Below are 25,866 nucleotides of genomic sequence, written 5' to 3'. Positions count from 1 at the left end.
TGCTGGCAAGCCTGCACCTACAGAGGATAGCGCTCCGCGCGCAGGCTCTGCCCGTTAAACCACGATGGCCGCAGGAAGGTTGCCCCCCTCAGCGGAAATCCCGGCTACGCACGCTGATCCCCGCCAACAGCGGCGTCAGGTCGCTCAAGCGGCCAGCGATCAAATGGCGCACTTCGCCTACCGCTTCCCAGCGCCCATCCACCTTGAGCAGCCGGGAGCCCACCAGCACCTGGCGCTGGCGCTCGGCCAGGTCGCGCCAGACCACCACGTTGATGTTGCCAAACTCATCTTCCAGGGTCACGAAGGTCACGCCGCTGGCGGTGCCCGGTCGCTGACGCCCGGTGACCAGGCCGGCAACGCTGACATTGCGCCCATGCTCCACCGCCTGTAGCTCCTGGGAACTGCGACAGCGCCGTGCGCGCAGTTGATCACGCAGCAGCGCCAAGGGATGGGGCCCCAGGGTGGTGCCCACGCTGGCATAGTCGGCGTACAGGTCTTCGCCGACGCTGGGGGCCGGCAGTTGCACCGCCTCTTCCTGCGGGCTCGACACCCCGGCAAACAAGCCCAGCTGTTTTTCCACCCCGGCCACGTCCCAGCGCGCCCGATGCCGGTGCCCGGCCAACTGGCGCAAGGCCCCGGCATCTGCCAGCAGTTCCTGGGCCCGGCTGTCCAGTTGGGCGCGCTCACCCAGGTCGGCGATAGTCGCAAACCTGGCGGCCTGGCGAGCTTTTTCGATACGCCGGCCCTCTTCTTCGCGAAAGCCGCTGATCATGCGCAACCCCATGCGAATCGCCGGTTGCTCGCCGTCGATGGGTTCCAGGCTGCAATCCCAGTCACTGGCGGTCACGTCCACCGGGCGAATCTGCAAGTGATGGCGGCGTGCGTCCTGCAGGATCTGGTCCGGGCTATAGAAACCCATGGGCCAGCTGTTGATCAGGGCACAGGCGAATGCCGCCGGTTCATGGCATTTGAGCCAGCAGCTGGCATAGGTCAGCAAGGCGAAACTGGCCGCGTGGGACTCCGGAAAACCGTAGCTGCCAAAACCCTTGATCTGCTCGAACACCTGGGCGGCGAAGGCCTCGCTGTAGCCGTTTTTGAGCATGCCGGTGCGCAATCGCTGGCGATGGGGCTCCAGGCCGCCATGGCGCTTCCAGGCCGCCATCGAGCGGCGCAACTGGTCTGCTTCGCCAGGGGTGTAGTGCGCCGCGACAATGGCGATCTGCATCACTTGCTCCTGGAACAGCGGGATACCCAGGGTGCGCTTGAGTACCGCCTCCAGCTCGGGCGACGGATAGGTCGTAGGCTCTTCCTTGTTCCGCCGCCGCAGATATGGATGCACCATGCCGCCCTGGATCGGCCCGGGGCGCACGATGGCCACCTCGATCACCAGGTCATAGAACGTCTCGGGCCTGAGCCGGGGCAGCATGGACATCTGCGCCCGGGACTCGATCTGGAACACGCCTATCGTGTCGGCGCGGCTGATCATTGCGTAGGTTGCCGCATCGTCCGGGGGCACTGTCGCCAGCGTCAGGTCGCGATGGCGATGGCGGCGCAGCAGGTCGAAGCAGCGGCGGATCGCGCTGAGCATGCCCAGGGCGAGGATATCCACCTTGAGTAGGCCCACCGCGTCCAGGTCGTCCTTGTCCCACTGGATGATGGTGCGCTCGGCCATGGCGGCGTTTTCCACCGGCACCAACGTGTCCAGCGGCTGCTCGGAAATCACGAAGCCGCCGGGGTGCTGGGACAGATGGCGCGGAAAGCCGATCAGTTGTTGGGTCAGCCCCAGCACCCGCCGCAATACCGGGCTGTCCGGGTCGAAACCACCCTCGCGCAAGCGTTCCAGGGGCGGCGCCTCATCGCTCCAGCGCCCACAGCAATCGGCCAGCGCGTTGACCTGATCCGGTGGCAGGCCCAGGGCCTTGGCCACATCCCGCACTGCGCCGGCACCGTGGTAGCTGCTGACCACCGCGGTCAAGGCCGCACGACGCCGGCCATAGCGCTGGAACACGTATTGCAGCACCTCTTCGCGGCGTTCGTGCTCGAAGTCCACGTCGATGTCCGGTGGCTCGTTGCGTTCGCGGGACAGGAAGCGTTCGAACAGCATGTTCATCCGGCCCGGGTCGATCTCGGTGATGCCCAGGGCAAAGCACACTGCCGAGTTGGCCGCCGAGCCACGGCCCTGGCAGAGGATCGAACGGCTGCGGGCGAAGCGCACGATGTCGTGCACCGTCAAAAAGTAGCTTTCGTAGCCCAGTTCGCTGATCAACTGCAGCTCATTATCGATCTGCTCCAGGGTCTTGGCTGTCGCGCCCTCGGGCCAGCGATGGGCGATGCCCTCTTCGGTCAAGGCACGCAGCCAGGATTGTGGGCTCTGCCCTTGCGGCACCAACTCCCTGGGGTATTGATAGCGCAACTGGCTCAGGTCGAAAGTGCAACGGCTAGCAATGTGCAGCGACTCCGCGAGCAAGTGCGCCGGGTACAGCGCGCGCAGGGCCTCCAGGCTGCGCAGGTGCCGCTCGCCATTGGGGTACAGGCGCTGGCCGGCCTGCGCCACCGGCAGGTGGTGGCGGATGGCGGTCATGGTGTCTTGCAAGGCGCGCCGGCTGCGCACATGCATATGCACATCGCCACAGGCCACGGCCGGCAGGTGCAGGCTGGCGGCCAGTTGCAGGCGCTGCGCCAGGCGGCGGGCATCGTCCTGGGCGCAATGCAGCTCTACCGCCAGCCATAGCCGCCCGCTGAAGGTCTCGCACAGCCACTGGCCGTCGGCAGGCGTATCGCCCTCCTCGGCCAGCCACAGCACCAGCAACCCCGGCAGCGGGTCGGCAAAGTCTTCGCGCAACAGGCGGTACTGGCCTTTTTCGGCACGCCGCCGGGCCAGGGTGATCAACCGGCACAGGTGCTGATAGCCCTGCAGGTTCTCCACCAGCAACACCAGTTTCGGGCCGTTTTCCAGGCGCACCTCACTGCCGACGATCAACCCCAGCCCGACCTCCTTGGCCGCCTGCCAGGCGCGCACGATACCGGCCAGGGTGCATTCATCGGTGATTGCCAGGGCCTGATACCCTTGCTGTTTGGCGCGCTCGAACAACTCGCGGGCACTGGACGCGCCACGCTGGAAGCTGAAGTTCGACAGGCAATGCAGTTCGGCGTAGCCCTCCATCATGCAAACCAGCCTTGCAGCCACAACCCGGCGCTGTCGCCCACGGTGCGATAGGCCCAGCCTTGCTGCCCGGCGCGGGTGCGCACCAGGTAGTAATCGCGGCGGATATCGGCGCCATCCCACCAACCGGATTCGATACGCTCCGGGCCCAGCAGGATCTGGATGCCCTGCTCGGCCAGCAAGGTCGGTTCGTTGAGCAGCCAGCCAGGGCGTTGCACCGGGCTCAAGGCTGGGCAGGCGCGGCTGTCGGTGCCCGGCAGCCAGGCACACTCGGGGCGATGGTCAGCATTAAAGCGCAGGCCCTGCACCGCCTCATCCCCCAGGCGCGCCCGCAGACGTTCGCGCAATTGCACCCACGGCAGGGTTTGCTGCGGGCGCTCATCGAACAGATCCTGGCGCTGTGGCACAAACACCGGCAGATCCTCGGCCAGCAGGCGCAGGCCACGCACCGGTGCGGCCACTTGCACCTGCTCCAGGCGGCCACGGGCCAGTTCAAACAGCATCGAGGGTTCGCGCTCGGCACTCAGCAGGCCCACCGTGATCACGCTGTCTGGCGCCTCGGCATGCTCCAGGTGCAGGGCAAAACGCTGCACGCCACTGTCGCGGCCACAGAGGAACGCGGCGAGGTCGCCAGTCAGGCGCCGCAAGGGAAACAGCAACGCCTGGTGGGACTGCACATCGAAATTCAATTCGATGCGCAGGTCAAACCGATCCGGCGGCTGATAAAAATCCAGGCCCAGCGGCCGCAGCCCGGTCAAGGCATCCAGGTGCTTGAGCAACCCGGCGTCGAAGCGCCTGGCCAAGGTATGCCGGGGCAACGCCTGGACCTGGGCCAGGGTCCGCAGGCCCATGCGCGACAAGGCTGTGGCGGCTTGCGGGTCGATGCCGACGCGATCGATCGGCATCGGCCCAAGGGCTTGCTGGAGCGCCTCGGCATCGGCCACCGCCAGGCCATCGTAGGCATTGGCCAACACCCGCGCGGCGGCCGGGTTGGGGGCGGCGACGATACGGTGGCGAAAGCCCAGGTCGCTCAGTTCCTCGCGCAAGCGTGCTTCCAGCAGCGGCCACGGCCCGAACAGGCCCAGGCTCGATTCGATTTCAAACAACAAGGCCCGTGGATAGAACACGCTGACCTGGGAACTGAAACGGTAGGCCCAGGCCGCGAGCAGTTGTTGGCAGCGCTCGATATCCACCGGGTCGTATTCGACGCAGGCAAAGGCCTTGGTCAGGGCATGGGCCGCCGTCAGGGATAGGCCGGGGCGCAGGCCCAAGGCACGCGCGGCGCCATTGACGGTTTGCAGCACCCGGCGTTGCGGCGGGCCGGCCAACAACGCCAAGGGTTGCTCGGGCTCGGGACGTCGACGCAAGACCCCGTCCAACGCCAATTGCGGGAAGACAATACACACCCAGCGCATATCAACCTCAGTGCCCGCTGGCCAGGACAATGGGTGCGGGATGGGCCAGGCCACCGCGGCACTTGAGCACCCGCACCTGGCTCGGCTCGACGGCCAGGCGCAGGGCGGCCGGTGACGGGTTGATCGCCTCGCCCATGGCCCGCCAGGCAAACGCCAGGGTCTGGCCGGTCTCGGCGGCCACCTGCAAGCGGCGCAAAGCCCGGTCATCGGCCTTGCGTGGCCAGCACAGCACCGCGCCGCAACTGCCGGAGCGCAGGCACTGCTCGGCCGCCCACAAGGCATCGCGCTCATCGGCCTGGATCACCGAGAGCTGGCGCAGGTCCACCCCGGCGTTCTGCCAGGCGTGGGGGTATGGGGTATACGGCGGCGCCACCAGCACAATGCGCTCGCCGGCCGCCGACAGCCGCGCCAGGGTCGGCCAGACCAGTTGCAACTCGCCCACGCCCTGCTGGGCCACGAGGATTTCACTCAAGGCCGCCGCCGGCCAGCCACCGCTGGGCAACACCGCATCCAGGGCCGCCAGCCCGGTGGGATACACACTGGCCGGCGGCGCGGCCGGCCGCCCCTTCCACACCCGCCCGCCATTGAACAGCGAGTCCAGTGCAACCACGGCGCCCATCACCCTTGCCTCACCAGGCCACAGAACACGCCTTCGATGGCCAGGTCCTGGTCGGCACGGACCACGATAGGTTGATAGGCCGGGTTGCGCGGCAACAGGCGCACGCTGTGGCCCATCCGCTCGAAGCGCTTGATGGTGACCTCGCCGTCCAGGCGCGCGACCACGATCTGCCCGTTCAGCGCCTCGGCACTGCGGCGCACGCCCACCAGGTCGCCATCGAGGATGCCGTCTTCGATCATCGAGTCACCCTGGACCCGCAGCAGATAATCCGGGACCCGGGCAAAGGTCGCCGGGTCCAGCATCAGCCGCGCATGCACTTCGGCGTCGGCGCCGATGGGCAGGCCGGCGGCCACGCGGCCCAGCACCGGGACCTCCAGCCATTGCGGGCGCGCCGGTTGATTGAGCAGGCGAATACCCCGGGCCTGGTTCGGGTTGACCTCGATAAACCCGGCCTCGGTCAGCGCCAGCACGTGTTTGCGCGCCACACTGCGCGAAGCAAAACCGAAGGCCTCGGCGATCTCGGCGAGGCTGGGGGACTGACCTTGCTGCGCGATACGTTCGCGGATGAAGTTCAGGATGGCGGAGCGGCGGGGAGTGAGAGTCGTCATGGAGTACATTTGTACTCCTGTGGGAAATTTCTGACAATAGCCGCCAGTCAGACAAACACCTTGGCGGCTCCGACAAGGGTGGGCGGGGTCAGGGCTTGCGCTGCAACACCCGATCCATGATGCGGTCGGTCTTCAAGGCCTCGATCGCCAGTGCCGGGTGTACGCTCTCGCCACGGATATGCGCGTTCATGCCCAGCACGTGATGCCACTGGATATGGGGGTGATGGGCAATATGCAGGGTCTGGCTGACCTCGGCCTCAAGGTGCAACGGCTGCTCGTCGAACACTGCAAAGCTGATCCGCCCTGTGCTACCGATCAACTCGACCCGGTCTTCACGCCGGTCCGCCACAAAGTTCCAGCAGCCCATCCCCAGCGCGCCCGAGCTGAAGCTCCAGCAGGCGGTGACCGCATCTTCCGCCGCATAGCGCCCGGCCTGGCGCGCGGTATACCCCGTGACCTCGACGATATCCCCCGCCAGGTACTGGAACAGGTCGAAACCATGGCTGGCGAGGTCGGCAAAATAACCACCGCCGGCAATCGCCGGGTCGGTGCGCCAGTTGCTGGCGTTGGTGTCCGTGGGCGATGGCGGCTTGCACAACGTCCAGCTCAGGTGCCGCAACTCACCGATTCGCCCTTCTTGCAGCCAGGCACGGACCTGCTGGAAGCGCGGCAGGGAACGGCGGTAATAGGAAACAAACAGATGCAGCCCGGCCCGCTCGAAGGTGCGCTGCATCAACGCGCTCTGCTCGGCATTCAGCGACATCGGTTTTTCTACACAGCAATGCTTGCCCGCCGCTGCCACCAACAGGCTGTACTCCAGGTGGCTGTCGGGTGGTGTGGCGATGTACACCGCATCCACTTCGGGGTCATCGATCAGCGCCTGGGCATCCGTGTAAAAGCGGGCAATCCCGTGGCGTGCCGCATAATCGCGCACCGCTTCCTCGCGACGCCCCATCACGGCCACCAGGGCCGAGCCTGGCGCTTTGTAGAAAGCGGGTCCACTCTTGAGTTCAGTAACACTGCCACAACCGATCATGCCCCAGCGGATGGTGCTCATCAGACTTTCCTTCAGCGGTATTTTTTCAGTCGGGCAGTATCGGCGTTTTCCTGCGTGGTCTCCAGCCTCCCCCTATAAAGACCTAGCATGACAATTGCATTACACTTTTATGACAATCATCCAGCTGCGGGGGCACAGACGATGAAAATACGCGCAACGGTGATTTGCGAACACGAGGGGCGCATTCTGTTCGTGCGCAAGGCCAGGTCGAAATGGGCATTGCCTGGGGGCAAGGTCGAGCGCGATGAGCGCCCGGTCGGCGCGGCCGAGCGGGAGTTGCAGGAGGAAACCGGGCTGAACGTGGATGGGTTGCTGTATCTACAGGAATTGAAAGCCAGTGACACGCTGCATCACGTGTTTGAAGCCTCGGTGGTGAACATCGACCAGGCCCGGCCCTGCAATGAAATCATCGATTGCCAGTGGCATGCCTACAGTGCGTTGGAGCAACTGGACGCCACCGACGCCACCAAGCGCATTGTGCGCTCGTTTCTGCGCCGGCTCTGACGCCTAGCCGAATGCCGCAAACCCACGGCGCCCGGCCTTGAGCTCGGTGCGCAGCTCGCCGATCAGGTTGGAGATGGCACGGATGCTATCCAGGCCCTGGGGCGACACGCCGGTCAACAGCAGGTCGACGCGACCGGACTCCGGCTCAAAGACACGGATGGTCAAGAAACCCTGGGGGTTGACGCTACAGTCGCACGCCAGCGGGACGAAACCGGACGCCATGATGCGGCTCAACTCAACGATCGGAATCATCCTGGGCACCCTTGCTCGCACATGACGCGATGGACGTGATCCATGCAGGGTAGATCAGGTTGTGCAACGCGTGTAGGCAATCCTACGAAAGTGTTAGCCACCCCACACTTTTCCCCGAAAGCGCCGGCGCAATGACGCCAGAAAAACCACGGACACTTATCTGCCAAGCAGGTATGAAGGTCAAATCCCGGGCAAAAAAAATCCCAAGTAGCTGATGGAAACTTGGGATTTAAAAATGCATAAACCGTGGGAGGTGAACGCCCGGTCATAATAACCACCGAGACAACCTGTAACAAGTTTATTATTAGCCTTTCGTCGGATTGAAACAGCGCTAAGTCATTCAATAACCACACATTTTTCATGGTTCGCGATATCTTTAGTGCCACTTTTTGGTGCAACTTCCAAACTTGCCGGGTTAAAACCCTAATAACTATCAGGTTAATAAACCAGTCTGCAGCGTGTCTATCTACGCGCCAGTTTGTAGCGCACGCACTCTTCATAAAAACTCGAACGCACCGCCGTCGGCTTGAGCCGCGAGGGGCTGTCATAAGTCTGCTCGGTGATGCCCATGGCCATCATGCGCATCCACGACTTGTCGAACTTGTACCGCTGGATCTTCTGCCGCGCCGCATACAACGAAACGCCAGCCAACTTCAGCTCCTGGGCCCTGGCCGCCGTACCCGCCCCCCAACTGCACATGTACCGATCCCCTTCACGCAGCGCCTTGCCCTGGGCTGCCGCCGCCCCGCTCGCCAGGGCCAAGGCAATCAGCGTGATTTTTACGTTGCGCATTGGAATCCACCTAACCACCTGAAAATAAAAGTGATTTTGGCGAAACATGCAGCAGATGGGGGCCAGCAAAATGCCTTCTTGGCGATCTCCCCTTCCCGCGCGGGTTGCCGCCCTACCAGCGGCTGACCATAATCGCGCCCCCCTACCCCCCTCACGCAAGGAAATGCCGTGAAGAAGTTTCTTATGTTGGCCCCACTGGTCTTACTGCTGCTGCAAGGTTGCGGCGTGACCATGACGCAATACGAGCCCAATTTCGACAACGTCCAGCGCCTCAAGCAGACGCCAGCGCTGCAACCCATCAGCCAGGCCAAGGTTACTGCCGCCTCGGGCCAGGGTTCGTTGATGGTCCGGGCCAATCCGATCAGCTCGCCCACCGGCAGTATCCCGGCCCATGTGCAGGCGGCGCTTACCCAGGAACTGTCCCTGGCCGGCCTGCTGAATCAAAGCGCGCCGCGGCGCCTTGACGTACTGCTGGTGAAGAACGAGCTGACAGCTGGCGTGGGTTCCGGCCACGGCACACTGGCCGCGCGCTTTACGTTGCTCAAGGATGACGCCGTGGTGTACGACGCCACCAAGGAAGTGACCAGCGTATGGTCCAGTTCATTCTTCGGCCCCATTGCGATTCCGAATGCGGCGAATGCCTATAACCCGCTGGTGCGTGACTTGCTCAAGGCCTTGTACAGCGATCCGCTGTTCATTCAGGCACTCAAGTAAAAACCCGGGTAAAAAAAAGGGAGCCGGTCAGCCGGCTCCCTTTTTTTGCGGCCAAAATCAGGCCCGCGGCACACCGGCATCCAGTGCCGAGTACTTCAGGTTATTGCTCTCGACCATCTGCTTGAGCAGCGCATTGACCTGGCGCGTGAAGGTATCGGTCACCGCTTCTTTTGGCGTGTAGGCCATCATCGGGATAAACCAGATACCCAACCAGGTGTTGATCGCATCGTGGTTGCTGCCTTTGCTCAGCGCCTGGCCCTGTGGGTCCAAGGCCTCCAGGCTCATGGTGTACTGGTCGGTACCCAGCGCCGGGATAATGGTGAAGGTGAAGCCGCTGATAAACGCCAATGCCATCTGACCGCCACCTGGCGGATGGTTGTAGACCTTCAGGCGCAGGCTGTAGTCGCCCGGCTGCTTCTGGAACTCATCCAGGGTCACGCGGCCGAACAGGCCGGAATCGGTGAGGATCTTTTGCAGTTGCGGACGCAGCATGTCCCGCGCCTGGGGGACTTCGGCAGCGGCAGCGTTGGTCGGTTCGCCCTGATAGAAATCAAAGTCGACATAGACGTTCGGCTTGTTGGCGAAGCTCGCCTTCGATGGCAGGGTGACTGGCGCGACTTCGTCCTTGGTGAAGCTGGCGCAGCCACTCACTGCCAACATCATCAGGGCCAACCCCAGCATTTTTCCAATGTGCATTACGACTTCCTTAGTTGATGGAGCGTCTCCATGGCCGGAGGTGCTGGGGGCGGATAATAGAGAGTCAACGGCCCGGGTAAAAGGCCGCTGTAGGAAAAATCCTCACTCGTTATCGGCATTTACCACTGATACGTCGCACTGGCCTGCACCGTGCGTTGCGAGCCGTACCAGCACCACGAGTACGAATAGCAGGACGCAACGTACTCTTTGTCCGCCAGGTTGGTGGCGTTCAGCGCCAGGCGCAGGTTGTCGCCCAGGGTGTTGATGTGCGGGATGTCGTAGTGCACCGACGCATCGAACAAGGTGTAGCCGGGAACCTTCAAGGTGTTGGCCGTATCGCCCCAGGACGAGCCGACATAACGCGCACCCGCGCCGACGCCGAAGCCCTTGAGGTTGCCGTCATGCAGGGTGTAGTCAGCCCACACCGAAGCGGTGTGGCGCGGCACAGCGTAGGTGGTGGTGCCCTGGGTCGGCACGGCCGGGCCTACGCCGATGTCGGTGATCGGCGCGTAGCGCACGGTGCTGTTGGATTTGCTGATGCGGTTATCGAGGTAGGCATAGGCCGCCGTGATATCCAGGTTGTCGTTGAGGCTGGCCTTGCCTTCGAGTTCAAAGCCACGGGAGCGCACTTCACCGTCCTGGACCTGGCAGCGACCGTTGCCACACAGGTGGGTGGGATCCGGATCCATGGTCGGCACGTTGTTCTGGCGCAGGTCGAAGATGGCTGCGGTGATAAAGCTGTTGCTGCCTGGCGGCTGGTACTTGATGCCGATTTCGTACTGCTTGCCTTCGGTGGGCTTGAACACCGAACCGCCGTAGCCGGTACCGGTTTGCGGCGAGAAGGATTCGGAATAGCTGGCGTAAGGCGCCAGGCCGTTATCAAAGAGGTAAACCACGCCCAGGCGGCCGGTGAAGGCTTTGCTGTCCAGGGAGGATTTGGTTTTCTTGCCGTCGGTCAAGCTCAACGAGCTGTTATCCGTGCTGGCCCAGTCATAACGACCGCCCATCAACAGTACCCATTTATCCCACTTCGCCTGCTCCTGCAGGTACACACCGGTCTGCTCGCTACGCTGGGTCGCGTCGCTGGAAAATGCCGGGGTGGTCACCGGCGCACCGTACACCGGGTCGAAAATATCCAGGTCCGGTCCCTTGCCGTAACCGGCCTTGGTATCGACGCTGGTGTTCTGGTAATCAAGCCCCATCAACAGCGTGTGCTGCACCGGGCCGGTGTCGAACTTGCCCTGCAACTGGTTATCCAGGTTGTAGGCGTCCATGTCGACATCGGTGGCGATGGTCGAGCGGTTCAAGGTGCGGTAATCGGCCTGCAGGTTGCTGCTGTAGATACTGCGGTAGATCCCTTCGCTGCGCATATAGCGGGCGTTCTGGCGCACGGTCCAGACGTCGTCGAGGTGATGCTCGAAGGCATAGCCGATGGAGTAATGCTCGCGGTCACTCTTCTCGAAGTTTTTCTCGCCATCGTAGAAGTCGACATCGATCTTGCGCCCTAGCGGGCTGTGCAACACCGAGCCCCAGGCCGGCATCGAGCCGTAGGAAGCCCCCTTGGGATCCTTCTGAAAATGCCCCAGCAGGGTCAGCGAGGTGTCCTCGTTCGGGCGCCAGGTGAAGGCCGAGGACAGCGATTGACGACGGGTCTCGGTGTGCTCCACCTGCCCGTCGGCATCGTCGAACAATCCGGCGACGCGGTAGGAATACACCCCTTGCTCATCCAGCGGGCCGCTGAGATCGAAGGTGGTGCGCTTTTTGTCGAAGGTGCCGTACTCCACGCCGACTTCATGGAACGGCGTATCCAACGGGCGCTTGGTGACCATATTGATCACGCCACTGGGGCTGCCCTGGCCGTACAACACCGAGGCTGGGCCGCGCAGGACCTCCACGCGTTCCAGGTCGAAGGCATCCTTTTGCGGCGAGGCATCGCGGCTCGATGCCACGCGCAGGCCGTCGAGGTAAGTCACCGGCGAGAAGCCGCGAATGGTCAACTGGTCCAGGCGCGAGGCGGTGGCGCCACGGGTTTCCGGGACGACCGCGGCGCTGTAGCGCAGGATCTGGTTGAGGCTCTCGGCATTCTGCGCACGCATCTGGTCTTTGGTGACCACCGAGATCGACTGCGGGGTCTCGATCAGCGCGGTGTCGGTCTTGGTGCCCGACAGGCTGCGCGTGGCCACATAACCGGACACCGGGCCGACGGGGCTTTCACTTTGAGCAGCGCCGCTGATGGTGGTGGCCTGCAACTCCACCGAGCCATCCGCCTGGGGAATCGGCTCGATGCGATAGCGCTGGGCAGACAGCGCCTGGGCACGCAAACCGCTGCCCGCCAGCAACTGGGCGAGTGCCGCGTCGCTGCTCAACTGCCCGTTCAAACCGCTGCTGCGCTTGCCGCGGGTCAAGGCCGGATCAAAGGCCAGGACCAGCCCGGCCTGTTCGGCAAAGCCGTTGAGGGCCTGGCTCAGGTCACCGGCAGGGATCGAGAAATGGCTGCTTTCATCAGCCCATGCGGTGTGAATGGTCAGGGGCACAGCGGCAAAAGCCATCGCCACTGACAGCGCCAGCGGGTGCAACGGACGAGCAAAGCGTGACATGAGAGGTCCTGGAAAAGAGGGTTCTATATTCCATGACGGCCATGTCGGGAAATCGGGTATGAATGAGACCGGTTTTTATTTGAACGGGTGTCTTCAGGCAGATCAGAGGGGCTTGATCACCACCAGCAGGTCGGTGAAATACTCCACCTTGATCGGCAGGTTATCCGCCAGGGTCGCCAGCGCCGCGTCGCTGTCATCGAGCTTGAACACCCCCGACACACGCATCCCGTGCAACGCCTGGGCATCAAACCGCACCACCCCATGGCGATAGCTGGCCAGGGTTTGCAGGACTTCGCTCAACGGCCGGTCATCCACCGTGAGCAAGCCCCGGGTCCAGGCCGCCGGGTCGCCGCTGCCGACCGCTTGCGCTGGCTGGGCGTGCCCCTGCCTGAGAATCGCGCGCTGGCCTGCCGTCACCTTCACGGCCTCGCTGTCAGTGCCTTTGGCGGCCACCGCTGACTCGATCACCGTGACCACGGTCGAGCCATCCACCGCACGCTGCACCAGGAAACGCGTGCCCAACGCGGTCGCCGTGCCCTGATCGGTGCGCACCACGAACGGCCGTTGCCCATCCTTGGCCACCTCGACCCACATCTCGCCCTTGAGCAATTCGATCACACGCTGTTGGCCGTCGAACTTCACGTCCAACGCCGAGTTGCTGTTGAGCTGCACCTGGCTGCCATCGGTCAAGACCACCTGACTGCGCTCGCCGACGCCGGTGCGTTGGTCGGCCATCCACAGCGGCAGTTGCTCGACGCTCGCCCAGCCGGCCACCAACACCCCCAACAACGCCAGGGCTTGCCCGCCGCGCACGGCGTACCCGGCTTTGCGTGGGATGAAGGCTTGATTCAACGCCAGGCGTGCAGGTGCCGCAGGCAGTTCATCGAGGCTGCCCCACAACGCCCCCATGCGCTCGAAGGCCACCCGATGGCGTGGATCGGCCGCACACCAGGCTTCAAATGCCTGACGGTCGGCGGCGCTGACGTCCTCGTCATTGAGCAACGCCAACCATTGCGCTGCCTCGCTGACAATCTGTTCGGCGGGCATCAGAGCGGGTCCGCGCCATAAAGGGTCTGGTAGCAATGCACCAGCGCGCTGGAGATGTAGTTTTTCACCGTGCTGGACGAGACCTGGAGCTGGGCCGCGATTTCACTGTAGGTCAGCCCATCCAGGCGACTGAGCAGGAACGCCTCGCGGGCCTTGTCCGGCAGGCCGGCGAGCATCAGCGCAATGCGTTCCAGGGCCTGCAACGCCACATGAATAGTCGCAGGGTCAGGCATGCCGGCGTCTTCGTATTGGATGGCCAGGGCTTGCATATAGGTTTTCTCGATCTTGCGCCGCCGCGCACCGTCAATCAGCAAGCGCCCGGCAGTGGTCGCGAGAAATGCCCGAGGCTCCTGAATGTTGTGGGGCTCGGCCAGCAGCAACACCCGCACGAATGCATCCTGGGCCAGGTCCGCCGCATGCTGCGAACAGCCGAGCTTCTTGCGCAGCCACCCCTGGAGCCAGGAATGGTGGTCGCTGTAGAGCGCGGTGAGTGTCTGCTGGCGGCGGGCTGTATCACAATCGGCCACGGGAAAGTCATGCATGCGCAAAAATTTCTCAAACAAGAAAGATTACCAATCGCGCAAACGATGACAGTAAAACGATGGCAGAGCAAGGGCCCAACGATGGCGCCTGGGTATCGGCGTAGGCACCGGCTTGCCGGCGCCTACCAGGGTTTAGCGCAAGCTCCAGGAAACGCCGGCGTACACGCCCATGCCGTCACCCGGCGTCGAGCGCGCCATATCATTGCCATGGTCGTCATAACCCGGGGTCACGGTATTGGCGTAGCGCTGGTTGGTCAGGTTGCGCAGGTCGACCCAGGCTTGCCAGTCCTGTTTCGGTGCGTCGTAGCCGAGGGTGGCGCCCAACAAGCCATAGGCCGACGCGTAGTAGGAGTTGGCATAGTCCACCGCCACCCGCGAGGAATACTCGCCATTGAGGCTGCTGAAAAAGCCGCTGGGATGGCTGTAGCGCAACTGCGCCTGGTAATAGTGCTTGGGGATACCGGGCAATGTGTTGTCGCCAAAGCGCGGGTCGTCGCGGTAGTGGAAGTTACTGAAGGTGTAGGCCTGGCGCAGGGCCAGGCGACCGGTATTGCCACCGTCCCACAGCGCGCTGGTGAGGCTCAGTTCCAGGCCTTGGTGGAGGGTCGGGCTGGCGTTGGATTCGGCGACCACCTGCGACAAGTTAGGCGTAGCCGCCTGGGTTTCGACGCTCAGCAGTTCATGGCGCACCAGCGAGTGGTACAGCGCCAGGTCCCATTGGCCGAACCACGCTTCGCCGCGCCCGCCCACTTCCAGGGTGGTGGCCGTCTGGTTTTGCAGCTTCACGCCTTCGCGGGTCAAGCCGGCCTCCGGCCTACCCGAGTCTTTGGCAAAGAACTTGTTGGAACCCCAGATCATCGACCAGGCATGCGGCGGCTCCACCGAGCGGCTCAGGTTGCCATACACCTGCAACTGCGGGTTGAAGTCATAGCGCAGGCCCACGCGCGGGGCATAGTCCCAGTCATGAGTGCTCAAGGGGGCATGGGTGTCGGGATAGGTGACTTCGGTTTCGCGACGGGTATAGATCGCCGCCAGGCCGGTGGTCAGCCACAGGTCGGGCAGCAGCTCCAGGTCGTTGCTCACGTGCAGCACGGTATCCGACCCCAGGTAACTGTAGTCACGAGTCTTGGTCCCCGGGGCGAAATCGGCGGTGGCACCGGCAGGCACCCGCACGTACTCCGACACACCGTTATTGGGCAGGCCCTGGGTGGTGCGCAGGCCGACTGTGGTCTTGCTGTCGCGCCCCAGCAGCGTGTCCTGGCGGATGTAGTTCAAGGTGCCGCTGATATCGGTATACGCCACCTTGAGCCGGTTGGTGCCTTCGCGCAGGTCCATGGGGTAGTCGTGGTACACCAGCCCCGCTTCGACGCGGGAGTTATCGTCCAATTGCAGCGTGGTCTTGTTGGCGATCCAGGTAGAACCCGGCTGCAAGCGCTTGGAGTCGCGCGCCAGGTTGACGGCATTGGCTGCGCGCGGGCTGTGCTCGATCTGCTGACGCGTGAGTTTGCCGGGGCTGTCGTTGGCGGTTTCGCGGTAACGGAAATAGAAGCGGGTTTCCAGGTCCGGGTTGAACCGGTAGCCGAAGTTGGCCGCCACGCCTTTGCCGCTGCCGGCGCTTTGTTGCTGGAAGCCATCGTAGTCAGTGTCGGTCAGGCTGATGTAATAGTCGGCATCGCCCAGCACTTGCCCGGAGCTGATTTCCCGCTGGGCATACCCATGGCTGCCGGCCTCGTAGCGCACGCGCAACTTGGGCGCATCGTAGCCGGTGTGGGTGACATAGTTGACCGCCCCGCCCAGGGCCAGTGCGCCGCGATCAAACCCGTTGGCGCCGCGCAGCACTTCGACGCGGCTGAGCCACAGCGGGTCTTTGAGCTCATAAGGCGTTCCGCCGGGGCCGGTCAGTGGCAGCCCGTCGATGGTTTCATACAGGCCAGATGCATGGCTGCCGGGGCCACGGTTGATGCCCGAGCCACGAATGGAGATTTTCACCCCTTCGTTATTCGCCGCCTTGGCGTAGATGCCAGCCTGGTACTTGAACACATCTTCATTGCTGCTCACCCGCCCCTGCTCGACGCTGGCCATGTCGACGTAATTGGTAGCGCCGGGCACCTGCCGGAGTTGCGCCTGGGCCGCTTCGCCTTCGCTCAGTTCGGTGCTGGTGACTTGCAGCGGCGACAACTGCAGCGCCTCCTGGGCCTGGGCCAGATGGGTGAATGTCAGGGCAACGCCAAAACCGAGCCAACGAGGAGGGAGAAACAGCAAAGGTTGTGGCAGGCGCATGGGGCCGAATCCTGGGAAAGTTCAAGCGTTGGAAGAACATCGGATACGGCAGGTCACGTCTGTTTTTAAGTCCAAAATAGAATTAATAAATGCAAACTCAGTATTTAAGGAAATAAGCTGCGCGCAGTAATGTGGAGCAACCGAGTCACCACCGTCACCCGAGACTGCGCCATGTCGATATCCGCCAACGTCATTGATTTCACCCTCCACCGCAAACGCCGCCAGGCTCGTGCAGCGGCCCAGTTGATGTGGGCAATGTACGCCGCGCGCGCCGGGTTGTCGGTATTCACGTTGCAGGCCAGTAACGCGCCCAGCGACACACGCCGGGCGTAACGCCGATGAGTTTTCTCCAGGCCCTTCCCGACGTGCTGCCCCCCATCGCTCAACCCAAGGATTGCGCCAGCCGCGACGACGATGCCATCGGCCAGTGCGTCGCGCACAACCTGCATCGCCTGCGCAGTAAACGCTACCTGTCCCTGGATGCCCTGGCCCGAGCCTGTGGCGTCAGCCGGGCGATGCTCGCGCAGATCGAGTCCGGGCGCAGCGTACCGTCGATCAAGGTGCTGTGCAAAATCGCCAAGGGCCTGAAAGTGTCGGTGGCGGCGTTCCTGGAAAACCGCTCGTTCGAAGGGGTTGAATTACTGCCCGCCCACCAAAGCAAACGCCTGGTGAGCGCCGACGGCACATTCGTCAGCCGGGCATTGTTCCCCGACGACATGTCGCGCCAGTCCGAATTCTATGAGGTACGCCTGAGCGCACGCGGTGAAGAGGTGTGCGAAGGCCGCCGGCCTGGGATCCAGGCAAACCTGGTGGTGGCCCAGGGCGTGCTGGAGGTCAGCGTCAACGAGGAACGATACTTGCTGTCCACCGGCGACTCGATCCTGTTCTATGCCGACCAGCCCCACCGCTATCGCAACCCGGCAGACAGCGATGCGCTGGCGTTCCTGGTCATCCTCCACCCCGAACGCCTGGACTGAACGCAAAAAGCCCCGCCTGATTGCTCAGGCGGGGCTTTTTCATGCGCACGAAACGTCGGTTCAGCAGGTGCAGCACATCATCGGCATGCCGTTGCAGCTGATCATCATCGGCATGGCGCAATCGTTCATCATTTTCTTCATCAGCATGCACCAGTTGTCCATCATCACCATGCTCATACCAGGCATCGGCATCATCTTGCAGGTCATGCCATCGGCTTGCAGGGTGCATTCCATGACGCACTTCATCATCGGCATGGTCATCGCTGGCATGTTGTTGAGCATTGCCATGGTGTCCTGCGACATGCACATCATCGACAGGTTGGCGCACTGCATCATCATCGGCATGCCGCAGTTCATCATCATCGCCATCATTTCGGCGTTGTTCTTGAACATCGCCATGTCCATACCGGCGGCCGGCTTCATGGTGCACACCATGGCATCGCCGGTTATCTCGCACTGCATGGTGGCCATCATCATCGGCATGCCCATCATCGGCATCATGGGCATCGTGTTGTTCATTGGCATCTGCATGGCATTCATCATGTTCGAAACTCCGTAATCGACAGGAAAGGTCTAAATTCTGGGGCCGATTCTAGAGATGACGCGCCGCGCTGCAAGACGCTGGCCGAGCAGCAGGAATCGACGCCAGACCGTCCACTTCTGATTAAAAGCAGACTGCAAAAACGTGGCAGCAGACGAGCGTTTGTTATTACATCCAGGGTCTTTGCTGCGACCAGTAAATGGACGCAATGGATATTCACTAAAATGCTATGCACCTTCGATAAGGAAATAAACGATCTAACCCTGATGAAAATAAGCGTCTGATGCAGGCTGGGGAGCAATACTGCGCTACTGTGCCGGGCCTGATCATCGATCCGCGACCGCCATTTTTGAGGCCGACTCTTTTTATGCGTCTTATGAATTTCGCCGGCGTATGCCTGCTTTCTTCGGTGCTGCTGGGCTGCCAACAGCATCCACCCGCCAACGATCAACTGGATGCGGTGCTGTGGACCCAGACCTCCATCGAACACGAGATGATCTATCGCCAAGTGTTCGCCGACGCCACCCGCCAGCTCGATGTGGCCCTGGCCACCAAGGACTGGGACGCCCTGCCCTTTGCCCCGCGTAACCTCAGCGGCCTGCCGCCGGCAGTGATTGTCGATATCGACGAAACCCTGCTGGACAACGTGCCCCTCAACGCGCGGGACATCGTCAACAACCAGGTCTACTCCTATGACCGCTGGAACACCTGGGTCGACCAGGCCAAGGCCCAGGCCCTGCCCGGTGCCGTGGCGTTTTTGCAGGCGGTGCAGCAACGGGGAATCAAGGTGTATTACCTGACCAACCGCGAGCACAGCCAAGTCCAGGCCACCGTCGCCAACCTGCGCCTGCGCGGCTTCCCGGTGCAGAGCAACGAACACGTACTGGCGGCCGCCACCCCCACCGGCCATTGCGCACCGGCGGGCTACGGCAAGAACTGCCGCCGCCAGTGGGTCGCCAGCCAGGCACGGGTGCTGTTGATGGTCGGGGATTCCCTGGGGGATTTCGTCCAGGCCGAACACAACACCCTGGCCGCCCAACGCCGGGCGGTCGAACCCTATGTGGCCTGGTTCGGCCAACGCTGGTTCCTGCTGCCGAACCCAACCTACGGCAACTGGTACAGCGCGCCCTATGGCGACCGCGAAGAGATTCCATTTGAGCAGAAGCGTTTTTTCAAGCGTGAGGCCCTTCAGTTGCAGCAATGAGGATCAGATGGGGCAGCTGAAATGCAAGCCTCCAAACCCTGAAGATCGAGGTGGGAGCTGTCGAGCCTTGGCGAGGCTGCGATGGCGGCGGCATTGCTGGGATTGATGTTGGCTGACCCACCGCTATCGCTGGCAAGCCAGCTCCTACATTGGATCTTCAGTACATTGAGTACCGTGTGCATCCTGCGGTGGCAGTGAAATGCAATCCTCCAATCCCTGAGGATCAATGTAGGAGCTGTCGAGCCTTGGCGAGGCTGCGATGGCGGCGGCATTGCTGGGATTGATGTTGGCTGACCCACCGCTATCGCTGGCAAGCCAGCTCCTACATTGGATCTTCAGTACATTGAGTACCGTATGCATCCTGCACTGGCAGCTGAAATGCAATCCTCCAATCCCTGAGGATCAATGTAGGAGCTGTCGAGCCTTGGCGAGGCTGCGATGGCGGCGGCATTGCTGGGATTGATGTTGGCTGACCCGCTGCTATCGCTGGCAAGCCAGCTCCTACATTGGATCGTCGTACATTGAGTACCGTATGCATCCTGCGGTGGCAGTGAAATGCAATCTTCCAACCCCTGAGGATCAATGTAGGAGCTGTCGAGCCCCGGCGAGGCTGCGATGGCGGCGGCATTGCTGGAGTTGATGTTGGCTGACTCGCAGCTATCGCTGGCAAGCCAGCTCCTACAGGGACGTGCGCCCACTCATTAGCGGGTGGCCTGGCGATACTGGCGTGGCGTAAAGCCGGTCAACGCCTTGAACTGGCGGGTGAATGCACTGTGGTCGGTGTAGCCGCATTGCAAGGCCACTTCGGTGATCGGCAACTCGGTATGCAACAGGCGATGGGCATGTTCCAGGCGTACTTTCTGGATCATTTGCCGGGGAGTCAGGTGGAACACGCGCTTGCAGTAGCGCTCCAGCTGAGCCACCGACGTGCCGGCGATGCGCGTCAGTTCACCCAAGGTCACGCGCCGGTTGAAATGGGCCCGGATGTGCTCGTCCACCGCCGCCAATCGCTGATAGGCCGGGTGGGTCTCGCTGGCGGATTGCAGGTCGACCGAGATCCCCGCCAAGCCAATGATCGCGCCCTCGCGGTTGTATAACGGCCACTTGTGGGTCAGGCACCAACCGGGTTCGCGGCTGCCGTACAGGTGCAACTCCAGTTGATCCTCCAGCACCAGGCCCTGTTCGAGCACGCGCCGGTCCTGCTCGGTGTAGCCCGGCCCCAACTGCGCGGGGAACACCTCGGCGCTGGTCTTGCCCAGTAGCGGGCGCCGGTCTTTCAAGCCACAACGCTGTACCAGGGTGTGGTTGGCCATGACATAGCGCGCCTGCACATCCTTGATAAACATCGTCGCATTGGGAATCACGTCGAGCATCGGCAACAGCATGGCCACGCCCGCCAGCAGCTGTTCGAGGCTGCGTGGCCGCTGCTCGCCACCTTGGCACAGGGTTGCAAACGCGTTGTGCATCATGCCGCTCACCGCCTTGTTTATCGCCTCGCCGGGCCAGCAGATTGCCCGATGGCCATGGCCCTGTCGAGCACCGCTGCGCATCCGGCAATTGTGCTGAATTCGTCATTGATGACCGCGCAAAACATCAATCGCCAGCGGGCTGATGGGTTCACTGTAGCGCCACTGCATGCCTATCCAATAACCCACAAGAAGGCGCCGCTATGTCAGCCCAAGGCAAGTTCAAGAAACAGCTGTCTCTGATCGACCTCACCTTTATCGGACTGGGAGCGATCTTCGGTTCCGGTTGGTTGTTTGCCGCCAGTCACGTGTCGTCCATCGCAGGCCCGGCAGGGATTTTTTCCTGGTTGCTCGGCGGTTTTGCGGTGCTGTTGCTGGGCATTGTGTATTGCGAATTGGGCGCGGCCCTGCCCCGTGCCGGGGGCGTGGTGCGCTACCCGGTGTATTCCCACGGCCCGTTGCTGGGCTACCTGATGGGCTTTATCACACTGATCGCGTTTTCCAGCCTGGTGGCGATTGAAGTGGTCGCCTCAAGGCAATACGCCGCCGCCTGGTTTCCCGAGTTGACCAAGGCCGGCTCCAGCGACCCCACCACCCTCGGCTGGCTGGTGCAGTTCGGCCTGCTCTGCCTGTTTTTCGTGCTCAATTACCGCAGCGTCAAGACCTTCGCCATCGCCAATAACCTGGTCAGCATTTTCAAGTTCATCGTGCCGCTGCTGGTGATCGGCGTGCTGTTCACCTTCTTCAAGCCGGCCAACTTCCACTCCCAGGGGTTCGCCCCGTTCGGCCTGTCGGGGATTGAAATGGCAGTGTCCGCCGGCGGGGTGATTTTTGCCTATCTGGGGCTGACGCCGATCATCTCGGTGGCCAGCGAAGTGAAAAACCCGCAACGCACCATTCCCATTGCCCTGATCCTTTCGGTGCTGCTGTCCACGGCAATTTATGTGCTGCTGCAAGTGGCCTTCCTCGGCGGCGTGCCCACCGAAATGCTCGCCAATGGCTGGGCCGGCATCAGCAAGGAACTGGCCCTGCCCTATCGCGATATCGCCCTGGCCCTGGGGGTGGGCTGGCTGGCCTACCTGGTGGTGGCCGACGCGGTGATCTCCCCCAGCGGCTGCGGCAATATCTACATGAACGCCACGCCACGGGTGATCTATGGCTGGGCGCAGACAGGCACCTTCTTCAAGATTTTCACGCGCATCGATGAGAAATCCGGCATCCCGCGCCCGGCGTTGTGGCTGACCTTTGGCTTGTCGGTGTTCTGGACCCTGCCGTTCCCGTCCTGGGAGGCGCTGATCAATGTGGTGTCCGCCGCCCTGGTGTTGAGCTACGCCGTGGCCCCGGTGTGCGTGGCGGCGCTGCGACGCAATGCGCCGGACATGCCGCGCCCGTTCCGGGTCAAGTGGATGAGTGTGCTGGGGCCGCTGTCATTCATCATCGCCGCGCTGATCGTCTACTGGTCGGGCTGGAGCACCGTGTCCTGGCTGCTGGGCCTGCAAATCGTGATGTTTGTGGTGTACCTGCTGTGCCGTCGCCTGGTGCCGACCCAGCACCTGAACATCGCCCGGCAAGTGCGTTCCAGCGCGTGGCTGATCGGCTTCTACGCCGTAACCATGGTGCTATCAAAACTCGGCAGTTTTGGCGGCCTGGGCGTGCTCAGCCATCCCTTCGACACCCTGGTCGTCGCCGCCTGCGCCCTGGGCATCTACTACTGGGGCGCCGCCACCGGCGTGCCGGCGCACCTGGTGGAACTGGAACACGAAGACGACGAAAGCGAAGCCGTGCTGCCCGCGAGCGGCATGCACCCGGCGAACGCATAACTGGCCAATCACCAAGGAATAGCTGGATGAAACGACTGCATGTGATTGACTCCCACACCGGCGGCGAACCGACGCGCCTGATCATCAATGGCTTCCCGCAGCTGGCCGGCCAGACCATCGCCGAGCAGCTCGACAGCCTGCGCACCACACACGACCAATGGCGCCGCGCCTGCCTGCTGGAGCCCCGTGGCAACGATGTATTGGTCGGCGCGCTGTACTGCGAGCCGGTCACGCCGGGGGCCACCTGCGGGGTGATTTTCTTCAACAATGCCGGCTACCTCGGCATGTGTGGCCACGGCACCATCGGCCTGGTCGCCTCGTTGCACTACCTGGGCCGCATCAAACCAGGGGTACACAGCATCGACACGCCGGTGGGCCAGGTCAGCGCCACCCTGCATGAGGACGGCGCGGTCACCCTGCGCAACGTGCCCGCCTATCGCTATCGCCAGCAGGTGCCCGTGGAGGTGCCGGGGCATGGCCGGATCTACGGCGATATCGCCTGGGGTGGCAACTGGTTTTTCCTGGTGTCCGAGCACGGCCAGGGTGTGCACATGGCCAATGTCGAGGCCCTCTCCGACTTCACCTGGGCGATGCTCAAGGCCCTCGAAGCCCAAGGCATCCTTGGCGCAGACGGCGCGTTGATCGACCACATCGAACTGTTCGCCGATGACGAGCAGGCCGACAGCCGCAACTTCGTCATGTGCCCCGGCAAAGCCTACGACCGCTCGCCCTGCGGCACCGGCACCAGCGCCAAGCTGGCGTGCCTGGCCGCCGACGGAAAACTTCAGGCCGGTGAGCCCTGGGTGCAAGCCAGCATCACCGCCAGCCAATTCGAAGGCCGTTTTGAATGGGAGGGCGAACACATCCGCCCCTTCATCACCGGTCGCGCCTATATGACCGCCGACAGCACCTTGCTGATCGACGAACAGGACCCTTTCGCCTGGGGCATTTGAGCACCCGGCAGCTTTTAAACAGACCCTTCCAAGGAGCTAGAACCATGAGCGATAACATCTTCACCGGCTGCATCCCTGCCCTGATGACCCCGTGCACCGCCGAGCGCCAGCCGGACTTCGACGCCCTGGTCGCCAAGGGCCGCGAGCTGATCGATATCGGCATGAGCGCCGTGGTGTACTGCGGCTCCATGGGCGACTGGCCGTTGCTCACCGAAGCCCAGCGCCAGGAAGGCGTGGCGCGCCTGGTCGCGGCGGGCATCCCGACCATCGTCGGCACCGGCGCGGTCAACAGCCGTGAGGCGGTCTCCCATGCGGCCCACGCGGCCAAGGTCGGCGCCCATGGCTTGATGGTCATCCCGCGGGTGCTGTCCCGTGGCGCTTCAGCCAGCGCGCAAAAAGCCCACTTCGCGGCGATCCTCAGCGCCGCGCCGAACCTGCCGTCAGTGATCTACAACAGCCCCTACTACGGCTTTGCCACCCGCGCCGAGCTGTTCTTTGAACTGCGCCGCGAGTACCCAAACCTGATCGGCTTCAAGGAGTTCGGCGGCGGCGCCGACCTGCGCTACGCCGCCGAACACATCACCTCCAAAGACGATGCCGTGACCCTGATGGTCGGTGTCGATACCCAGGTGGTGCACGGTTTCGTCAACTGCAACGCCACCGGCGCGATCACCGGCATCGGCAACGCCCTGCCACGGGAAGTCCTGCAACTGGTGGCCCTGAGCAAGCAGGCCGCCAAGGGCGATGCCAAGGCCCGGCGCCAGGCCCGCGAGCTGGAAGCGGCGCTGGCGGTGCTGTCGTCCTTCGATGAAGGCTGCGACCTGGTGCTCTATTACAAGCACCTGATGGTGCTCAATGGCGACCTGGAATACAGCCTGCACTTCAACCAAAGCGATGTACTGAGCGATGCCCAACGCCGGTATGCCGAGCATCAGTACGCGCTGTTCCGCCAGTGGTACGCCAACTGGTCGGCAGAACAGAACGTCGACTGACTGCTCGTACGCCGCTGTTGCACAGCGGCGTTCCTTCTTATTTCAGGAACAGGCCATGACTCTGACAGGCACTATGCTGATCGGTCAGCACTCCATTCCCGGCACCCGCGCAGCCATCCGCGCGATCAACCCGGCCACCCATGCTGCGCTGGAGCCGGCCTATCCCGGCGGTTCCACCGAGCAGGTGGCCCAGGCTTGCGCGTTGGCGTGGTCAGCCTTCGACAGCTACCGCGAGACATCCCTGGCGGCGCGTGCTGAGTTTCTCGAAACCATCGCCAATGAAATCGAAGCCCTCGGCGATGAGTTGATCGAGCGTGCCGTGGCCGAAACCGGCTTGCCCCTCGCGCGGATCCAGGGCGAACGGGGCCGCACCTGCCAGCAACTGCGCACCTTCGCCCGCACCGTACGCGCCGGCGAATGGCTGGACGTACGGGTCGATAGCGCCCAACCAGGCCGCCAGCCCCTGCCCCGTGCCGACCTGCGCCAACGCCAGGTGCCGCTGGGGCCGGTGGCCGTATTCGGCGCCAGCAACTTCCCGCTGGCGTTCTCGGTGGCCGGCGGTGATACCGCTTCAGCCCTCGCCGCCGGTTGCCCGGTGATCGTCAAGGCCCACGGCGCCCACCCCGGCAGCAGCGAACTGGTGGGCCGTGCGCTGGCCCGTGCCGTGAAGCAGTGTGGCCTGCCCGAAGGTGTGTTCTCGCTGCTGTACGGCGCTGGCCGCGAAGTGGGGATTGCCCTGGTCAGCGACCCACGGATCAAGGCGGTGGGTTTTACCGGCTCGCAAAGTGGCGGCATCGCTTTGTGCCAGGCAGCCCAGGCGCGGCCGGAGCCGATCCCGGTGTATGCGGAAATGAGTTCGATCAACCCGGTGTACCTGTTCCCGGCCGCCCTCAAGGCGCGCGGCGAAGCGCTGGCGCAAGGGTTTGTCGCCTCGTTGACCCAGGGCGCCGGGCAGTTTTGCACCAATCCCGGGCTGGTGATTGCGGTTCAAGGTCCGCAACTGCAGCAGTTTGTCAGCCTCGCCAGCGACTTGCTGCAACGCAGCCCGGCGCAGACCATGCTCACCCCGGGCATCTTCCAGGCCTATGAAGCGGGCGTCGGCGCACTGGCCGAGCATGCCCATTGCGTAGCCAGCGGGTTGCCGGCGCAAGGGCCGAACCAATGCCAGGCGCAGCTGTTTACCACCCACGCGCAAGACTTCCTTGCCAACCCGCATTTGCAGGCCGAAGTCTTCGGCGCCGCCTCGCTCCTGGTGCAATGCGCCGATAACCAACAAATGCGCCAAGTGACCGAGCACCTCGAAGGCCAGTTGACCGCCACCTTGCACCTGGATCAGGACGATCTTGAGCAGGCACGGGCATTGCTGCCGGCCCTTGAGCGCAAGGCTGGCCGGCTGTTGGTCAATGGCTGGCCGACCGGGGTCGAGGTGTGTGATGCCATGGTGCATGGCGGGCCCTTCCCCGCGACCTCGGATTCGCGCTCGACCTCGGTCGGCACCGCCGCGATCCGGCGTTTCCTGCGGCCGGTGTGCTACCAGGATTTCCCCGACAGCCTGCTGCCCGCAGCCCTGAAACAAGACAACCCGCTGGCGTTGCGACGCTTGCTCGACGGCCAGAGAGAAGCCTGA

General features: G+C 63.1%; 23 protein-coding genes. 10 read left to right on the top strand and 13 right to left on the bottom strand.

Annotated elements, in window-relative coordinates; genetic code table 11:
• Window positions 1-88 precede the first annotated feature (88 nt).
• The 5 genes from HBO19_RS18185 to HBO19_RS18165 form a co-directional block, all read right to left on the bottom strand.
• Window positions 89-3,187, bottom strand: a complete 3,099-nt coding sequence (locus HBO19_RS18185; RefSeq protein ID WP_346266502.1) for an error-prone DNA polymerase — start codon at window positions 3,185-3,187, stop codon at window positions 89-91.
• A complete protein-coding gene (locus tag HBO19_RS18180) occupies window positions 3,163-4,578 on the bottom strand; it encodes a DNA polymerase Y family protein (RefSeq protein WP_170058008.1) in 1,416 nt (471 codons plus the stop codon). Before HBO19_RS18180 ends, HBO19_RS18185 begins: the two co-directional genes overlap by 25 nt.
• Before the next feature lie 7 nt (window positions 4,579-4,585).
• A complete protein-coding gene (imuA, locus tag HBO19_RS18175; protein WP_170058007.1) occupies window positions 4,586-5,197 on the bottom strand; it encodes a translesion DNA synthesis-associated protein ImuA in 612 nt (203 codons plus the stop codon).
• Window positions 5,197-5,814, bottom strand: a complete 618-nt coding sequence (lexA, locus tag HBO19_RS18170) for a transcriptional repressor LexA (RefSeq protein WP_169956955.1) — start codon at window positions 5,812-5,814, stop codon at window positions 5,197-5,199. The genes imuA and lexA overlap by 1 nt, the downstream gene beginning before the upstream one ends.
• 79 nt (window positions 5,815-5,893) lie before the next feature.
• Window positions 5,894-6,862 carry a Gfo/Idh/MocA family oxidoreductase gene (locus HBO19_RS18165; RefSeq protein WP_170043207.1) on the bottom strand — a complete coding sequence of 323 codons (969 nt, stop codon included), beginning with the start codon at window positions 6,860-6,862 and terminating at the stop codon, window positions 5,894-5,896.
• Window positions 6,863-7,003: 141 nt separating this feature from the next.
• On the opposite strand from HBO19_RS18165, the gene HBO19_RS18160 reads away from it, so the two are divergent.
• On the top strand, window positions 7,004-7,366 hold the full coding sequence (locus tag HBO19_RS18160) for an NUDIX hydrolase (protein WP_170058006.1): 363 nt from the start codon (window positions 7,004-7,006) through the stop codon (window positions 7,364-7,366).
• 3 nt (window positions 7,367-7,369) lie between these two features.
• On the opposite strand, the gene HBO19_RS18155 is transcribed toward HBO19_RS18160, so the two are convergent.
• Both HBO19_RS18155 and HBO19_RS18150 read right to left on the bottom strand, forming a co-directional pair.
• The gene (locus HBO19_RS18155; protein ID WP_169956952.1) at window positions 7,370-7,618 is read right to left on the bottom strand and encodes a DUF1652 domain-containing protein; all 249 of its coding nucleotides are present in this window, start codon (window positions 7,616-7,618) and stop codon (window positions 7,370-7,372) included.
• 462 nt (window positions 7,619-8,080) lie between these two features.
• Entirely contained in the window at window positions 8,081-8,410 is a 330-nt protein-coding gene (locus HBO19_RS18150; RefSeq protein WP_169956951.1) for a hypothetical protein, read from the bottom strand.
• A 168-nt stretch (window positions 8,411-8,578) separates the two neighbouring features.
• Here HBO19_RS18150 and HBO19_RS18145 point away from each other — a divergent pair, with 168 nt between their 5' ends.
• Window positions 8,579-9,124 carry a hypothetical protein gene (locus HBO19_RS18145; RefSeq protein ID WP_169956950.1) on the top strand — a complete coding sequence of 182 codons (546 nt, stop codon included), beginning with the start codon at window positions 8,579-8,581 and terminating at the stop codon, window positions 9,122-9,124.
• Window positions 9,125-9,181: 57 nt separating this feature from the next.
• On the opposite strand, the gene HBO19_RS18140 is transcribed toward HBO19_RS18145, so the two are convergent.
• The 5 genes from HBO19_RS18140 to HBO19_RS18120 form a co-directional block, all read right to left on the bottom strand.
• Window positions 9,182-9,820 (bottom strand): hypothetical protein, encoded by a 639-nt coding sequence (locus tag HBO19_RS18140; RefSeq protein ID WP_169956949.1) that lies wholly within the window; start codon window positions 9,818-9,820, stop codon window positions 9,182-9,184.
• A gap of 119 nt (window positions 9,821-9,939) precedes the next feature.
• Window positions 9,940-12,417 carry a TonB-dependent siderophore receptor gene (locus HBO19_RS18135; RefSeq protein WP_170058005.1) on the bottom strand — a complete coding sequence of 826 codons (2,478 nt, stop codon included), beginning with the start codon at window positions 12,415-12,417 and terminating at the stop codon, window positions 9,940-9,942.
• Window positions 12,418-12,519: 102 nt separating this feature from the next.
• Window positions 12,520-13,464: a FecR family protein gene (locus tag HBO19_RS18130; protein ID WP_170058004.1), complete on the bottom strand. Its 945-nt coding sequence runs from the start codon at window positions 13,462-13,464 to the stop codon at window positions 12,520-12,522.
• Window positions 13,464-14,006 (bottom strand): sigma-70 family RNA polymerase sigma factor, encoded by a 543-nt coding sequence (locus HBO19_RS18125; RefSeq protein WP_170058003.1) that lies wholly within the window; start codon window positions 14,004-14,006, stop codon window positions 13,464-13,466. The genes HBO19_RS18130 and HBO19_RS18125 overlap by 1 nt, the downstream gene beginning before the upstream one ends.
• Before the next feature lie 132 nt (window positions 14,007-14,138).
• A complete protein-coding gene (locus tag HBO19_RS18120) occupies window positions 14,139-16,286 on the bottom strand; it encodes a TonB-dependent receptor (RefSeq protein WP_170058002.1) in 2,148 nt (715 codons plus the stop codon).
• Between the two features lie 171 nt (window positions 16,287-16,457).
• Here HBO19_RS18120 and HBO19_RS18115 point away from each other — a divergent pair, with 171 nt between their 5' ends.
• The 4 genes from HBO19_RS18115 (at window position 16,458) to HBO19_RS18100 (ending at window position 19,008) form a co-directional block, all read left to right on the top strand.
• Window positions 16,458-16,619 (top strand): hypothetical protein, encoded by a 162-nt coding sequence (locus tag HBO19_RS18115; RefSeq protein WP_169956945.1) that lies wholly within the window; start codon window positions 16,458-16,460, stop codon window positions 16,617-16,619.
• A gap of 5 nt (window positions 16,620-16,624) precedes the next feature.
• Window positions 16,625-17,263, top strand: a complete 639-nt coding sequence (locus tag HBO19_RS18110; RefSeq protein WP_170058001.1) for an XRE family transcriptional regulator — start codon at window positions 16,625-16,627, stop codon at window positions 17,261-17,263.
• A gap of 67 nt (window positions 17,264-17,330) precedes the next feature.
• Window positions 17,331-17,822, top strand: coding sequence for a hypothetical protein (locus HBO19_RS28710; RefSeq protein ID WP_170058084.1), 492 nt, complete (start codon window positions 17,331-17,333; stop codon window positions 17,820-17,822).
• Window positions 17,823-18,171: 349 nt separating this feature from the next.
• Entirely contained in the window at window positions 18,172-19,008 is an 837-nt protein-coding gene (locus HBO19_RS18100; protein ID WP_170043201.1) for an HAD family acid phosphatase, read from the top strand.
• A gap of 701 nt (window positions 19,009-19,709) precedes the next feature.
• Here the strand turns inward: HBO19_RS18100 and HBO19_RS18095 are convergent.
• Complete coding sequence (locus tag HBO19_RS18095) at window positions 19,710-20,477, bottom strand: AraC family transcriptional regulator (RefSeq protein WP_170058000.1); 768 nt, start codon at window positions 20,475-20,477, stop codon at window positions 19,710-19,712.
• Between the two features lie 200 nt (window positions 20,478-20,677).
• On the opposite strand from HBO19_RS18095, the gene HBO19_RS18090 reads away from it, so the two are divergent.
• The 4 genes from HBO19_RS18090 to HBO19_RS18075 are packed head-to-tail and all read left to right on the top strand — an operon-like array spanning window position 20,678 to window position 25,866.
• Window positions 20,678-22,294: an APC family permease gene (locus HBO19_RS18090; RefSeq protein ID WP_170057999.1), complete on the top strand. Its 1,617-nt coding sequence runs from the start codon at window positions 20,678-20,680 to the stop codon at window positions 22,292-22,294.
• A gap of 26 nt (window positions 22,295-22,320) precedes the next feature.
• On the top strand, window positions 22,321-23,247 hold the full coding sequence (locus HBO19_RS18085; RefSeq protein WP_170057998.1) for a 4-hydroxyproline epimerase: 927 nt from the start codon (window positions 22,321-22,323) through the stop codon (window positions 23,245-23,247).
• Window positions 23,248-23,291: 44 nt separating this feature from the next.
• Complete coding sequence (locus HBO19_RS18080; RefSeq protein WP_169954303.1) at window positions 23,292-24,239, top strand: dihydrodipicolinate synthase family protein; 948 nt, start codon at window positions 23,292-23,294, stop codon at window positions 24,237-24,239.
• Between the two features lie 55 nt (window positions 24,240-24,294).
• Entirely contained in the window at window positions 24,295-25,866 is a 1,572-nt protein-coding gene (locus HBO19_RS18075) for an aldehyde dehydrogenase (NADP(+)) (RefSeq protein ID WP_170057997.1), read from the top strand.

Source organism: Pseudomonas sp. WS 5021, from assembly GCF_012985535.1.
Taxonomy (GTDB): Bacteria; Pseudomonadota; Gammaproteobacteria; order Pseudomonadales; family Pseudomonadaceae; genus Aquipseudomonas.
The sequence above is the reverse complement of the archived record's forward strand: the minus strand, read 5'-3'. Positions and strand labels throughout refer to the sequence as shown.